The organism is Streptomyces sp. BE303 (assembly GCF_036290945.1).
GTDB lineage: Bacteria > Actinomycetota > Actinomycetes > Streptomycetales > Streptomycetaceae > Kitasatospora.
In genome coordinates this window covers 1-13,914 of the sequence record NZ_JAQYWZ010000656.1, presented here as the reverse complement: position 1 = coordinate 13,914, position 13,914 = coordinate 1, and the positions used below count along the sequence as shown (strand labels likewise).

Below are 13,914 nucleotides of genomic sequence, written 5' to 3'. Positions count from 1 at the left end.
CCCCGGGGCATCGCGGACCCCGCAGGCACAGCGGACCCCACGGACGCCGCGGACCCGGCGGACTCCGCGGACCCCGCCGCTCAGCGGATCGGAAGTCCGGAGACCGCCCGGGCGATCACCAGGCGCTGGATCTCACTGGTCCCCTCGAAGATCGAGTAGATCGCGCTGTCCCGGTGCATCCGCTCGACCGGGTACTCCCGGGTGAAGCCGTTGCCGCCGAGGATCTGCATCGCCTGCGCGGTGACCCACTTGGCGGTCTCGCCCGCGTACAGCTTGGACATCGAGCCCTCGGCCGAGGTGAACGGCAGGTTGTTCGCGGCCATCCAGGAGGCCCGCCAGACCAGCAGCCGTGAGGCGTCGATCCGGGTCTTCATGTCGGCCAGCTGGAAGGCCACCCCCTGGTTGTCGATGATCGGGCGGCCGAACTGCACCCGGGTCCTCGCGTAGTCGAGAGCCACCTCGTACGCGGCCCGGGCGATGCCGATCGCCTGTGCGCCGACGGCCGGGCGGGAGGCCTCGAAGGTGGCCATCGCCGCGTTCCGCCCGCCCTTGCGGACGCCCTCCCGGGCCCGGGCGAGGCGCTCGTCCAGCTTCTCCCGGCCGCCGAGCAGGCAGTGCCCGGGCACCCGGACGGCGTCCAGCACCACCTCGGCGGTGTGCGAGGCCCGGATGCCGTGCTTCCTGAACTTCTGGCCCTGACTCAGCCCGGGGGTGCCCGGCGGCACCACGAAGGAGGCCTGCCCGCGCGCGCCGAGCGCCGGGTCGACGGTGGCCACCACCACGTGGACGGCGGCGATCCCGCCGTTGGTCGCCCAGGTCTTCGTGCCGTCGAGCACCCACTCGTCGGTGGCCTCGTCGTACACGGCCCGGGTGCGCAGCGCGGAGACGTCGGAGCCGGCGTCCGGCTCGGAGGAGCAGAACGCGGCCACCTTGACGTCGTCCGGGGTGCCGAACATCTGCGGCGCCCAGGTGCCGATCTGCTCCTCGGTGCCGTTGGCGAGCACGGCGACGGCGGCCAGTGTGGTGCCGACGATGGAGAGGCCGATGCCGGCGTCTCCCCAGAACAGTTCCTCCATGGCGATCGGTATGCCGACGCCGGAGGGGTCGAAGTACTGCTGGGCGTAGAAGTCGAGCGAGTAGATGCCGAGCTTGGCGGCCTCCTGGATGATCGGCCAGGGGGTCTCCTCGCGCTCGTCCCACTCGGCGGCGGCGGGCCGCATCACGTCGGCGGCGAAGCCGTGCAGCCAGTCGCGTACGGCGAGCTGGTCCTCGCCCGGGTCCAGCGAGAAGGTGCTCATGGGTGCGTGCCTCCGAAGAAGGGTGCGGCCGACCGGGGTGTTACCTCGGGTAACATCGTCGGAGTCTGCTACTGCTTGGTAACCGGTGTCAACGCCCTAGCGAAGGAACAGCGCATGTCCCCAGAGCCCCGCCGGGAGCAGTTGCTCAACGCCGCCGACCGGGTCGTCCAGCGCGACGGGCCCGGCGCCAGCATGAACGCGATCGCCGCCGAGGCGGGCATCACCAAACCGATCCTCTACCGCCACTTCGGCGACCGGAACGGCCTGATCAGGGCGCTGACCGAGCGGCACACCGGCGGGCTGCTGGCCGCCGTCCGCGCCGCGCTCGCCGAACCGCTGGAGCGGCGCGACCGGGTCGAACACGTGCTGGACACCTACCTGGCCGGGATCGAGTCCCGCCCGCAGGTGTACCGGCTGCTCACCCACCCCGAGCCGGGCGACCCGAGCGGAGCCGGGAACGCGCTCGCGCCGGCGCTGCGCCAGATCGCCGAGGAGATCACCCGGGCCGTCGCGGGCCAGGTCGACCTCGGCGCCGACCGCGAACTCCTCGCCGAGGCCTGGGGGCGGGGCATCACCGGCATGGTGCTGGCGGCCGGGGACTGGTGGCTGGAGTCCAAGCCCTGCTCCCGGGCCCGGATGGTCCAGGCCCTCGCCGACCTGCTCTGGGGCCGGCTGGCCGCCGCGGCCGACCTGCCGACCGCCCTGTCCACCGGCTCGGCGGCGCCGGAGCCGACAGCCGGCTGAGGTCCCGCCTCCGCCCCGCCGCCCCCGCACCCCGCCGGCCCGGCGCCGACTCCCCACCGCACCCTTGTGCCGGACATGCCGGCCCCGGCATCATCGGGCCCCACCCTCCCCCGCTCCGGAGGTCCCGATGCGCCTGCGCCGCACCGCCGTTGCCCTCCTCCTCGCCGCCACCACCGCCGGCACCGCGCTGTCCGCCCCACCCGCCGCGGCCCGGCCACCGCACCGTCAGGCGGCGTTCCCCACCGCCGCCGTCACCGGCCCGGACGGCCGCACCGACCCGGTCGACGCCGACGGCCGCCGGCTCCGGCTGCGCGGCTTCAACCTCGACAAGTACGCCGAGGCCACCGAGCAGGACGTCGAGTCCCTCGCCGCCCGGGGCTTCACGCTGATCCGGGTGGCCGTCTCGTGGACCAGGCTGGAGCCCCGCCGCGGCCGGCTGGACCAGGCCGAGCTGGGCCGCCTGCACCGGCTCCTCGGCTGGGCCGACCGGTACGGCGTGCTCGCCCTGGTCGACTTCCACCAGGACGTCTACGGCCCGAAGTTCGGCGGCGGCGACCGCGGCATCCCGCTCTGGGCGACCCGCGACGACGACCTGCCCTTCGAGGCCGACCCCGACGACTGGTTCGCCGGCTACTTCCAGCCCGCCGTCCAGGCCGCCTTCCGCCACCTCTACGACGACCCCGACCTCCGCGCCTGGCAGGCCGACTTCTACACCCGGCTGGCCCGCGAACTCCGCGGCCACCGCTCGCTCCTGGGCTACGACCTGTTCAACGAACCGTTCGGCCCGGTGGACGGCGACCCGACCGACCCCGCGGTGCTCGCCGCCGCCTCCGCCGCGCTGGAGCAGGGCCGGCTCGCCGACATGTACCGCCGGCTGATCGCCGCCGTGCGCCGGGTCGACCGGCGCGCCTGGCTTTTCGTCGAACCGACCGTCCTGGTCGGCCAGGGCGTGCCGACCCGGTTGCCGGGCTTCACCGACCCCCGCCCCGGCGCCCCCCGGCTCGGCTACGCGCCGCACTTCTACGACACCGCCGTCGAGTCCGGCGCCGACTGGGACCCGGCCGGCGGCTTCGTGGAGGACTACACCGCCGCGATCGCCGCGTACCCGGCCGCGCACCGGCTGCCGGTGCTGGTCGGCGAGTGGGGGCCGCCCGACGCCCGCAGGCCCGGGAACGCCCTGCTGGTCCGCCGCCAGGTCGACGCCATGGACGGCTTCGCCGCCGGCTGGACGATGTGGTACTGGTGCCGGGGCGACGGCGGCTACTGCGCCCTCGATCCGGCCGGGCGGCCGGCCCCGGGCCACGGACCGGCCTTCGGCCCCTACCCGGCCGCGGTGGCCGGGACGGCCGCGCGCACCACCGCGGACGGCGCCTCGCACACCGTCCGGTGGGCCGCCGACGGCACCGGCCACGCCACCGAACTCGTCCTGCCCGCCGCCGCGTTCCCGGCCGGCGTGCGGATCACCGTGCGACCGGCCGGCGCACTGGTCGCGCTCGACCAGCCCGCCGGGGAGCGGGCCGGCACCGCCCGGATCCGTCTCCCGGGCGCCCGGCCGGGCACCGCGGTCACCGTCACCCTCGAAGGGCGCTGACGCCCGGCGGCGGGTCCGCCGCCGGGCAGCGCCCCCGGTGGCGTTCCTAGGCCAGCCCGCGCCGCGCCAGCAGCGGGCCGGTCTCCGGGTCGCGCCCGACCACCGCGCGGAACGAGGCCAGCGCGTCCCGGCCGTCCCCGCGCGCGAGCAGCTCCCGGCGGAACACCTCGCCGCTCTCCCGCACGCTCCGGCCGTTCCCCTCGAACCACTCCACGGTGTCGGCGTCCAGCACCTCCGACCAGATGTACGCGTAGTAGCCCGCGCTGTAGCCGCCGGCGAAGATGTGCGCGAAGTAGTTGGTCCGGTAGCGGGGCGGCACCGCGGCCACCGCCAGCCCCGCCTCGGCCAGCGCCGCCGCCTCGAACTCCTCCGCGTCGGCCACCTCCTGGCCCTCCGGCAGGGTGTGCCAGGCCCAGTCCAGCAGCGCCGCCGCCAGGTACTCGACGGTCCGGAACCCCTGTCCGAAGGACTCGGCCGCCCCGATCCGCTCGACCAGCTCGGCCGGCAGCGGCTCGCCCGTCTCGTGGTGCTTCGCGTAGTTGGCCAGCACCTCCGGCCGGACCATCCACATCTCGTTCACCTGCGAGGGGAACTCCACGAAGTCCCGCGGCACGGCCGTCCCCGCGAAGTACGGGTACCGCACGTCCGAGAAGAGCCCGTGCAGGGCGTGCCCGAACTCGTGGAACAGCGTGCGGACCTCGTCCCAGGAGAGCAGCACCGGCTCCCCGGGCGCGGGCTTGGCCACGTTCAGGTTGTTGTACACCACCGGCCGCCGGCCCAGCAGGTGCGACTGGGTGACCAGTTCGTCCATCCAGGCGCCGCCGCGCTTGGACTCCCGGGCGTGGAAGTCGCCGAGGAAGAGGCCCAGCGGGGCCCCGTCCTCCTCGAACACCTCGAAGACCCGGACGTCCGGGTGGTACGCGACGAGGTCCGGCCGCTCGGTGAAGGTCACCCCGTAGGCCAGGTTCGCGGCGAAGAAGACGCCGTCCCGGAGCACCCGCTCCAGCTCGAAGTACGGGCGCAGCGCCCCCGCGTCCACCTGGTACGAGGCCTGCCGCACCTGCTCCGCGTAGTAGGCCCAGTCGTGCGCGGCGATCTCCTCGATGCCGTCGGCGGCGGCCAGCTTGCCCAGCTCGGCCGCCTCCCGGCGGGCGTTGGCGACCGCCGGCGGCACCAGCCGGGCCAGCAGCGCGTCCACCGCACCGACCGAACCGGCCGTCTCGTCCGCCACCACGTACGCGGCGTGGGTGTCGAAGCCCAGCAGGCGGGCGCGTTCGGCGCGCAGCGCGGCCATCCGGATCGCGAGCGGGCCGTTGGTGTCCACCGCGCGGCCGAGCGAGGCGGCGAGCAGGCGCTCGCGCACCGAGCGGTCGGTGAGGGAGGAGAGTTCGGTCTGGTTGGAGAAGTTCTTCAGGCTGAGCACGTACGAGCCGTCCAGGCCGAGCGCGCGGCCGTTCTCCGCCGCCGCGGCGACCGCGTCCGGCGAGAGGCCGGCCAGCTGGTCGGCGGAGTCCAGCACCAGCGCCCGGGCCTTGGAGTCCGCCGACACGTTCTGGCGGAACGCCGAGGCGCCGACGGCCAGTTCGGCGTTGAGCTCGCGGAGCCGGTCCTGCTGCTCGGCGCCGAGCCGGGCGCCGGCCCGGACGAAGGCGGTGTGCCGGCGCTCCAGCAGGCGCAGCGACTCCTCGTCCAGTCCGAGCGCGTGGCGGCGCCCGTGCAGTTCCTCGATCCGGGCGAACAGCGCGGCGTCCAGGTGGACGGCGTCCCGGTGCGCGGCCAGCCGCGGGCTGATCTCGGCGTCGATCCGGTCCACCTCGGGGGTGGTGTCGGCGGAGGAGTGGTTGTCGAAGACCCCGCGGACCCGGCGCAGCAGCGCCCCCGAGCGCTCCAGCGCGATCAGGGTGTTGTCGAAGGTCGGCGACTCCGGGTCTGCGGTGATCGCGGCGATCTCGGCGAGCTGTTCGGCCATCCCGCGCTCGAAGGCGGGCAGGTAGTGGTCCGGCCGGATCTCGGCGAACGGCGGCAGTTCGTAGGCCAGCGTGCTCGGCCTGAAGAACGGGTTCTCGGTCATTCCGCCGACCCTACGCGGTGTCATCGGCCCTGCCTACGTCCCCGCCCGCCCGCCGGGCGCACCGCTCCCGCCGTGCGCCCGGACCCCCGGGGCCACCCCGCGCAAGCACCTCCCGGACCCGTCGTTCCCCTCCTCCTCCGGGGCGCCCCGGACGCTCCCGCGGCCGGCCGCGGACCACCCGGGGGCCACGCCCGGGAACCGGCCCCGGACCGCCTCGCTCCGGTTGTCACACCCACCCGCTACCGTCGAGTTCCGCCCGCCGTACGCCCCTCGGACGGCACCCGTCCCGACGAAAGGAGCCCCCCGTGACACCCCGGATCGCCCTCGTCCCCGACCCGCACGGCCGCGGCGGCCGGCTCCAGCCGCTCGACGACGCGGGTACCCCGCTCGGCCCGCCCGTCCCCGCGCCCGACCTCGCCGCCGCCGTCGCCGCACGGGAGGCCGCCGACCACCCGCGCTGGGTCTGGGCCGCCACCGACTCCGGCTACGCGCCGCTGCTCCCACAGCTGCCCGACCGGCTCGCCCGCTGTCACGACCTGCGGCTGGTCGAGGCCCTGCTGCTGGCCCACGAGGGCCGGTTCGGCGCGCCGCGCTCGCTCGGCGCCGCCTGGGCCCGGCTCCTCGGCCGGCCCGTCCCCGCCGACCTGCCCGAGCCCGGCTCCGCCGAGGCCGGCGACGGCCAGGACACCCTGTTCGCCCCGGACCGGCTGCAACTGCCGCCCGGCGCCGACCCGCTGGCCGCCGTGGTCGCCGTGCACGCCGAGCAGCAGCGCCGGCTCGCCGCGATCGCCGATCCGGTCGCACGGGCCCGGTTCCGCCTGCTGATCGCCGCGGAGTCGGCCGGCGCCCTGGTCGCCGCCGAGATGGCGCACGACGGTCTGCCCTGGCGCGCCGACGTCCACGACCGGCTGCTCACCGAACTGCTCGGCCCCCGCCCCGCCGTGCCCGGCAGCCGGCCGAGGCTCCTCGCCGAGCTGGCCGCCGAACTGCAGCAGGCGCTCGGCGGCCGCCCGTTCAACCCCGACTCGCACAGCCAGGTGCTGCGTGCCTTCGCCGACGCCGGCATCCAGCTCGGCTCCACCCGGTCCTGGGAGCTGAAGGCCGTGGACCACCCCGCCGCGAGCCTGCTGGTCCGCTACAAGGAGCTCTCCCGGATCCACGCCGCGCACGGCTGGGCCTGGCAGGACGCCTGGGCGCGCGGCGGCCGGTTCCGCCCCGAGTACGTGGTCGGCGGCGTGGTCTCCGGCCGCTGGGCGAGCCGGGGCGGCGGCGCGCTGCAGATCCCGCGCATCCTGCGCCGCGCCGTGGTCGCCGACCCGGGCTGGCTGCTGGTCGTCGCCGACGCCGCACAGCTGGAGCCGCGCGTCCTGGCCGCCCTCTCCCAGGACGCCGGGCTGGCCCGCACCGCGGCCGGCGGCGACCTGTACGAGGCGCTCGCCGCCAACGCCTTCCAGGGCGACCGCGAGAAGGCCAAGCTGGGCCTGCTCGGCGCCATGTACGGCCAGACCAGCGGCGACATCGGGCCGCTGCTCACCACGCTGCACCACCGCTACCCGGCCGCGATGGGCTACGTCGAGGCGGCCGCCCGCACCGGCGAGGACGGCGGCGTGGTCGCCTCCCGGCTGGGCCGGCCCTGCCCGCCACCCTCGGCGGACTTCCTCGACCTGACCGAGGCGCCGGAGACGGCGGGCGACGCCGGCGGGCGCTCGGCCCGCGCCCGGGGCCGGTTCACCCGCAACTTCGTCATCCAGGCCAGCGCCGCCGACTGGGCCCTCGCCCTGCTGGCCGCGCTGCGCCGCCGTCTCCACGCCCTGCCGGTCGCCGGTCCGGGCGACCGGCCGCACCTGGTCTTCTTCCAACACGACGAGGTGGTGGTGCACACCCCGGCCAACCTGGCCGACGAGGTGGCCGCCGCCGTCGGCGAGGCCGCGGAGGAGGCACGGCGGCTGGTCTTCGGGGAGACGCCGGTGCGGTTCCCGCTCACCACCGCGGTGGTCGAGTGCTACGCCGACGCGAAGTAGCCCGGGGCGGGCCGGGCGACCGGGCCCGGGGCGGGCGTCAGAGCTTGCGGAAGCCGCGGGCCTCCTCGGCCGCCGCGACGACCTCGGACAGCGCGGCGCCGGTCGAGGCGGTCACCGCGGCGGAGACCGCGCCCTCCACGAACGGCGCGTCGACCAGGACGACGCCGGGTCGCGGGTCGTCCTCCAGCACGGTCACGGCGGTCAGCACCGAGCTCCCGAGGTCGGGCAGCACCACCACGCCGGCCCCGGCGTCCGCCTCGGCGACGGCCCGGGCGATCAGGGCGTAGCTGGTGCCGAGCCCGCCCGTCTCGGTGCCGGCCGCCACCACCACCCGCACCGTGTCCGAGGCGAGTTCCCCCAGCAGTTCCTTCAGCCCGGCGGCCAGCCGCGCGCTGTGCGAGACCAGGACGATGCCCACGTAGTCGCTCATGGCCCGACCCTACGGCGCTGCTCCACCCGGGTGAGCCGGACCGGCCGTTCCCCCGCGTGTCGGAATCCGTGCCCGCACCACCCGCCTGGCGTAGCGTCGGGTCAGCACCGTCTACCGAGGGGAGCGCAACGCCGTGAAGAAGCTCATCAACGCCGCGGAGACCGTCCTGGAGGACGCGCTGGCCGGATTCGCGGCCGCGCACCCGGAGCTGACGGTGGACGTGGCCAACCGGGTGATCACCCGCGCCGCGCGGCCGGGCACGTCCAAGGTCGCCCTGGTCTCCGGCGGCGGCTCCGGCCACGAACCCCTGCACGGCGGTTTCGTCGGCCCCGGCATGCTGGACGCGGCCTGCCCGGGCGAGATCTTCACCTCCCCCGTCCCCGACCAGGTGCTGGCCGCCGCCCGGGCGGTGGACTCCGGCGCGGGCGTGGTCCTCGTGGTGAAGAACTACACCGGCGACGTGATGAACTTCGAGCTCGCCGCCGAGCTGGCCGCCGAGGAGGGCCTGGAGGTCCGCACCGTGCTGGTCGACGACGACGTCGCGGTCGAGGACTCGACCTGGACGGCCGGCCGCCGCGGCACCGGCGCGACGGTGCTGGTCGAGAAGATCGCCGGCGCGCTGGCCGAGCGCGGTGCCACGCTGGACGAGGTGGCCTCCCTGGGCGGCCGGGTGAACGCGGCCTCCCGCTCGTTCGCGATCGCGCTGACCGCGGCGACCGTCCCGGCGGCGGGCAAGCCCGGTTTCGACCTGCCGGAGGACGAGATCGAGGTCGGCGTGGGCATCCACGGCGAGCCGGGCCGCCGCCGGGAGAAGCTCCGCCCGGCCCGCGAGCTGGCCGGCGAGGTGGTGGAGACGATCCTCGCCGACCGCCACCTGACCGCCGGGGACGAGGTGATCGCCCTGGTCAACGGCCTGGGCGGGACGCCGCTGCTGGAGCTGTACATCGTCTTCGGCGAGGTGGTCGCCAGGCTGGCCGAGCACGGCATCACGGTGGCGCGCAGCCTGGTCGGCAACTACGTGACCAGCCTGGACATGGCGGGATTCTCGGTCACCCTGACCAAGGCCGACGAGGAACTGCTGGACCTGTGGGACGCCCCGGTGGACACCCCGGCCCTGAAGCGCGCCTGACCCGCGGCACGGGGGAAGGAAGAGGAGGAATGACCGGCATGGAATTCGACACCCCGCTCGCCGAGGCGTGGATCCGCGCGATCGCGGCCTCGGTCGAGGAGGAGCAGGGGCGGCTCACCGAGCTTGACTCCGCGATCGGTGACGGCGACCACGGCAGCAATCTGCAGCGTGGCTTCGCCGCCGTGCTGCCCGCCCTGGACGGCCTGGAGCCGACCGGGCCCGGCGCGGTGCTGACCAGGACCGGCACCACGCTGATCTCCAAGGTCGGCGGCGCCTCCGGCCCGCTGTACGGCAAGGCGTTCCGGGCGGTCGGGGCCGCGCTGCCCGGGCCCGGCGGAGGCCCGGTCGACGCGGCGGCGCTCGGCGAGGCCCTGGCCGCCGGCCTGCGCGCGGTGCGGGACCTCGGCAAGGCCGAGCCCGGTGACAAGACCATCGTCGACGCCTGGACGCCCGCGCTGGCCGCCTACCGGGACGCGGTGGCCGGCGGCGCCGGTCTGCCGGAGGCCGCCGCGGCGGCGGCCGAGGGGGCGGAGCGGGGAGCCCTGGGCACCGTGCCGCTCCAGGCCCGCAAGGGTCGCGCCTCCTACCTGGGCCCGCGCAGCGTCGGCCACCAGGACCCGGGCGCCACCTCCACCGCGCTGGTCTTCCGGGCACTGGCCGAGGCTGCCTCGCGCGCCGGCTAGGACGGCCGGCGACGAACGGCGGGCGGCAGGACGGCGGACGGCGGACGGCAGGACCGGCCTACCCGCCGTCCGTCCGGGTGATCAGGAGCAGCAGCGCGTCGTCCCGCAGCTCCCCGCCGGTGTGCTCCAGCAGGTCGGCGTAGACCCGGCCGACCGCCGCCTCCAGCTCCGCCGAGGAGCGGGCCGCGCCCCGGACCAGCGGGCCGACCCGCTCCGCCAGCGGGTAGAACTCGCCGTTGCGGCGATGCCTGGCCTCGATCACGCCGTCGCTGCAGAGCACCAGCACGTCCTCGGTGCCGAACGGCTGCCCCCAGCTGGCGGGCTCACCGGTGGCGAGCCGGCCGAGGCCGAGCGGCACCCACGGGTCGGGCGCGTCCAGGACGTGCGCCCCGCCGTCCGCGTCCACCCGGATCGGCGGGACGTGACCGTACTGGAGCAGTTCCACCACCCCGGGCGTGCGGAACTCGGCGAACAGCGCGGTGGTGAACTCACCGTCCGGCACGTGCCGGTCGACGCTCGCCTCGACCCGGGCCGCCACGCCGCGCAGCCCGGTCTCGTCGTACGCGGCCTCGCGGAAGGCACCGAGCACGACGGCGGCGGTCTGCACCGCCCCGAGTCCCTTGCCCCGGACGTCGCCGACGGCGACCCGGGTCCCGTGCGGGGTCTCCAGCACCGAGTACAGATCACCGCCGATCCCCGAGGCGTCGGCGGCGGAGACGTACCGGACGGCGAGGTGCAGCGGTCCGACGACCGGGCCGGGCAGCCGGAGCAGCGCCCGCTGGGCGGCTTCGGCGACGGAGCTGACGGCCGCGAACGCCGCCGCCCGGTTCATGCGGATCTTGGCGACCAGGGCGGAGAAGAGGGTGAGGAGCAGGTAGCTGATCATCGCGCCCCAGAGGAAGCGGGCGTCGTTGAGGGTGTCGACCTCGTCGTAGTGGCTGAGGCCGAAGACGGCGAGCAGACCGAGGAGGCAGACGGCGAGCAGTTCGAGCGGGCGCAGGGTGAGGGCGGCGATGCTGGGCACGACCGTCATCAGCGGGGCGAGGTAGCGGTCCCGGCCGGAGATCAGGTCGGTGAGCCCGACCAGCAGGATCGCGATCAGCGCGGGCGAGGCGCGGCGCCAGAACGGGATGTCCTGGAGGTCGACCGCCAGCAGGACGCCGCGTCGTCGGGCCCAGGACAGCCCGCTGCCCGTCGGGACGGAGGGCGACTGGGCTCGGCGGTACGGAGACACATATCGAACATAACGGACGATCAACAACCCCACCTGCGCACCCCGGCCCGGCGGGCCCCGGCTAGCCCGACCGCACTCATCCCACTCGTCCAAAACGTACCAAAGAGTCCGATTTGTCATACAGTGCGACGAAAGCGGCTCACGCAAGGGAGGCCTCCACCGGTGTCCGGATACCGCCACACCCCCCGCACCTCCGCACCCCCCGCCCGCTCGGCGGCCCGCCCCGCCCAGTGGCCCAGGATCTTCCTGGTCGGAGCGCTGCTCTGGATCGCCACCGTCGCCGTCACCTTCCTCACGGGCAACAGCAACCTGGTGCCGACCGTCGTCCTGCTCGGCAGCTTCCTCGTCCCCGCCACCGTGACGGTCTGGGCGTACGAGCGGTACGCCGCCGACCTCGGCGCCGACCGGATCTTCGCCTGCTTCGGGATCGGCGGCGTCATCGGCGTGCTCGGCGCCTCCGTCCTGGAGACGTACCTGCTCTCCCCGTCGGTCTGGATGTACGTCGGCGTCGGCCTGATCGAGGAGGCCGTCAAACTCGGCGCCCTGATCATGGTCAGCCGACGGCTGCGGGTCAGCGGCCTGCGCTACGGCCTGGTCCTGGGCGCCACCGTCGGCGCCGGCTTCGCCGCCTTCGAGAGCGCCGGCTACGCGTTCAACGCGGTGCTCAGCATCCAGGGACTCTCCCTCAGGAACCTGGTGGAGACGGAGATCCTGCGCGGCGTCCTGGCACCCGTCGGCCACATCCTCTGGACCGCGATCCTCGGCGGGGTGCTCTTCCGCGAGCGGCGCGCCGGGCGCTTCCGCTTCACCACCCCCGTCGCGCTCACCTACCTGGGCGTCGCACTGCTGCACGCGCTCTGGGACTCGATGAGCGGCATCGCGGTCTGGCTGGTCGCGAAGACCACCGCGGCCGACTGGCAGCGCGCCCTGTTCGACCTCGGCTACATCCCCGCCCCGACCGGCGAGCAGGCCCACCTCTACACCCTCTACGACACCGCCGGCCTGGTCGCGGTCTCGCTCGGCGGGCTGCTCTGGCTGCGGCTGCTGGTCCGCAGCGAGCGACCCAGCCCGATCCCCGCCCAGTACCCGGCCGCCCCGACCAGGGGCTGACCCGACAGGCCGGCCGCGCACGGCGGCGGCGCCCCGACGACGCCACGGTTCGAACACCCGGGCCCACGGCGCTCGAATCCGCCCACGTCACGGCGCGGATTCGGGCACAGCGTGCCCGGACGCCTACGCTCTGCTCTCGGACCGCACTCCGGGAAGATCCCGAATGCGATCCACGCCACATTATCCGTATCCCTACGGAATACCCCCTGTGGGTATGGTGTCATCAGAAGCAGGACCCGGGCGTACGCTCGCGGCCGTAGCGAACCTTTCGGAGGCCCCGAATGTCCAGCACCATCACCTACTCCGTGACCGGCATGAGCTGCGGCCACTGTGAGAACTCGGTCAGCAAGGAGCTCTCGACCCTGGCCGGCGTGACCGACGTGTCCGCCGACGCCAAGGCCGGCACGGTCACCGTCTCCGCGGCCTCCCCGCTGGACGACGAGCTGGTACGCGCCGCCGTCGACGAGGCCGGTTACGAACTGGTCGGCCGGTCCGTCTGAGCCCCCGCCGCGCGGCGGGGCCGGGCGACCCCGCTCCCCCGCCGCGCCCTCCCCAAGGAGCTGATCAGCACATGAGCACCTCCACCTCGGGCTCCGCATCCCCGGACGCGGCCACCGCCATAGCCGGTCAGGACGGCCCGGCAGACGTCCGGGAGCGCGTCGAACTGTCGATCGGCGGCATGACCTGCGCCGCCTGCGCGGCACGGATCGAGAAGAAGCTCAACCGGATGGACGGCGTCGAGGCCACCGTCAACTACGCCACCGAGAAGGCTCGGGTCGACTACGCGCCCGGAGTGACCGTGGCCGACCTCATCGCCACCGTCGAGAACACGGGCTACACCGCCGAGCTCCCCCCGCCGCCGGTGGCCGCCCCCGCCACCCCGACCACCGGGACCGGGGCGTCCGCGGCGGGCGCACCGCCCCCGGCCGATCCACTGCTCGACCGGCTGCTGATCAGCGCCGTGCTCACCGTGCCGGTGGCCATGCTGTCGATGATCCCGTCGCTCCAGTTCACCAACTGGCAGTGGCTGGCGTTCGCCCTCACCGGCCCGGTGGTGGTGTACGGCGGACTGCCGTTCCACCGCGCCGCCTGGACGAACCTCAAGCACGGCGCGGCGAGCATGGACACCCTGGTCTCGCTCGGCACCCTGGCCGCCTTCGGCTGGTCGTTCTGGGCCCTGTTCTGGGGCGACGCGGGCATGGCCGGGATGCGGCACGAGTTCTCGTTCTCGGTCGGCGACGCCGACGCCTCCTCCATGCTCTACCTGGAGACGGCCGCCGCCGTCACCGTGCTGATCCTGTTCGGCCGCTACCTGGAGGCCCGCTCCAAGCGCCGCGCCGGAGCCGCCCTGCACGCGCTGCTGGACCTCGGCGCCAAGGACGTGACCGTCCTCCAGTCGGGCCGCGAGGTCCGCCTGCCGGTGACGCAGCTCGCCGTCGGCATGCGGTTCGTGGTCCGCCCCGGCGAGAAGATCGCCACCGACGGGGTGGTGGTCGAGGGCGCCTCCGCCGTGGACGCCTCGATGCTGACCGGCGAGTCGGTTCCGGTCGAGGTCGCGGTCGGCGACGCCGTCACCGGCGCCACCGTCAACGCGGGCGGCCGG

The 13,914-nt window shown here is 75.0% G+C and carries 12 protein-coding genes; 8 read left to right on the top strand and 4 right to left on the bottom strand.

Annotation, left to right across the window (positions count from 1 at the left end; translation table 11 throughout):
* Positions 1-80: 80 nt before the first annotated feature.
* Entirely contained in the window at positions 81-1,298 is a 1,218-nt protein-coding gene (locus PUR56_RS15685; protein ID WP_329949367.1) for an acyl-CoA dehydrogenase family protein, read from the bottom strand.
* A gap of 114 nt (positions 1,299-1,412) precedes the next feature.
* Here PUR56_RS15685 and PUR56_RS15680 point away from each other — a divergent pair, with 114 nt between their 5' ends.
* Both PUR56_RS15680 and PUR56_RS15675 read left to right on the top strand, forming a co-directional pair.
* Complete coding sequence (locus PUR56_RS15680; RefSeq protein ID WP_329881962.1) at positions 1,413-2,042, top strand: TetR family transcriptional regulator; 630 nt, start codon at positions 1,413-1,415, stop codon at positions 2,040-2,042.
* Between the two features lie 127 nt (positions 2,043-2,169).
* A complete protein-coding gene (locus PUR56_RS15675) occupies positions 2,170-3,633 on the top strand; it encodes a cellulase family glycosylhydrolase (protein ID WP_329949366.1) in 1,464 nt (487 codons plus the stop codon).
* A gap of 46 nt (positions 3,634-3,679) precedes the next feature.
* Here PUR56_RS15675 and PUR56_RS15670 read toward each other — a convergent pair whose 3' ends face one another.
* Positions 3,680-5,704, bottom strand: a complete 2,025-nt coding sequence (locus PUR56_RS15670) for a M3 family metallopeptidase (RefSeq protein ID WP_329949365.1) — start codon at positions 5,702-5,704, stop codon at positions 3,680-3,682.
* Between the two features lie 305 nt (positions 5,705-6,009).
* On the opposite strand from PUR56_RS15670, the gene PUR56_RS15665 reads away from it, so the two are divergent.
* Positions 6,010-7,725, top strand: a complete 1,716-nt coding sequence (locus PUR56_RS15665) for a bifunctional 3'-5' exonuclease/DNA polymerase (protein WP_329949364.1) — start codon at positions 6,010-6,012, stop codon at positions 7,723-7,725.
* A 37-nt stretch (positions 7,726-7,762) separates the two neighbouring features.
* Here PUR56_RS15665 and dhaM read toward each other — a convergent pair whose 3' ends face one another.
* Positions 7,763-8,155 carry a dihydroxyacetone kinase phosphoryl donor subunit DhaM gene (gene dhaM, locus PUR56_RS15660; protein ID WP_329949363.1) on the bottom strand — a complete coding sequence of 131 codons (393 nt, stop codon included), beginning with the start codon at positions 8,153-8,155 and terminating at the stop codon, positions 7,763-7,765.
* 133 nt (positions 8,156-8,288) lie between these two features.
* Here dhaM and dhaK point away from each other — a divergent pair, with 133 nt between their 5' ends.
* Together dhaK and dhaL are read left to right on the top strand one after the other, a co-directional pair.
* A complete protein-coding gene (gene dhaK, locus PUR56_RS15655; protein ID WP_329949362.1) occupies positions 8,289-9,284 on the top strand; it encodes a dihydroxyacetone kinase subunit DhaK in 996 nt (331 codons plus the stop codon).
* A 29-nt stretch (positions 9,285-9,313) separates the two neighbouring features.
* Positions 9,314-9,967, top strand: coding sequence for a dihydroxyacetone kinase subunit DhaL (gene dhaL, locus PUR56_RS15650; RefSeq protein WP_329949361.1), 654 nt, complete (start codon positions 9,314-9,316; stop codon positions 9,965-9,967).
* A 58-nt stretch (positions 9,968-10,025) separates the two neighbouring features.
* Here dhaL and PUR56_RS15645 read toward each other — a convergent pair whose 3' ends face one another.
* Positions 10,026-11,201 carry a PP2C family protein-serine/threonine phosphatase gene (locus PUR56_RS15645; protein ID WP_329881955.1) on the bottom strand — a complete coding sequence of 392 codons (1,176 nt, stop codon included), beginning with the start codon at positions 11,199-11,201 and terminating at the stop codon, positions 10,026-10,028.
* Positions 11,202-11,363: 162 nt separating this feature from the next.
* Here PUR56_RS15645 and PUR56_RS15640 point away from each other — a divergent pair, with 162 nt between their 5' ends.
* The 3 genes from PUR56_RS15640 to PUR56_RS15630 all read left to right on the top strand — a co-directional run.
* Entirely contained in the window at positions 11,364-12,311 is a 948-nt protein-coding gene (locus PUR56_RS15640) for a PrsW family intramembrane metalloprotease (RefSeq protein ID WP_329949360.1), read from the top strand.
* Positions 12,312-12,592: 281 nt separating this feature from the next.
* On the top strand, positions 12,593-12,811 hold the full coding sequence (locus tag PUR56_RS15635; protein WP_329881953.1) for a heavy-metal-associated domain-containing protein: 219 nt from the start codon (positions 12,593-12,595) through the stop codon (positions 12,809-12,811).
* A gap of 71 nt (positions 12,812-12,882) precedes the next feature.
* Positions 12,883-13,914, top strand: a 1,032-nt coding sequence (locus PUR56_RS15630; protein ID WP_329949359.1) for a heavy metal translocating P-type ATPase, incomplete at its 3' end; no start/stop codon positions are given.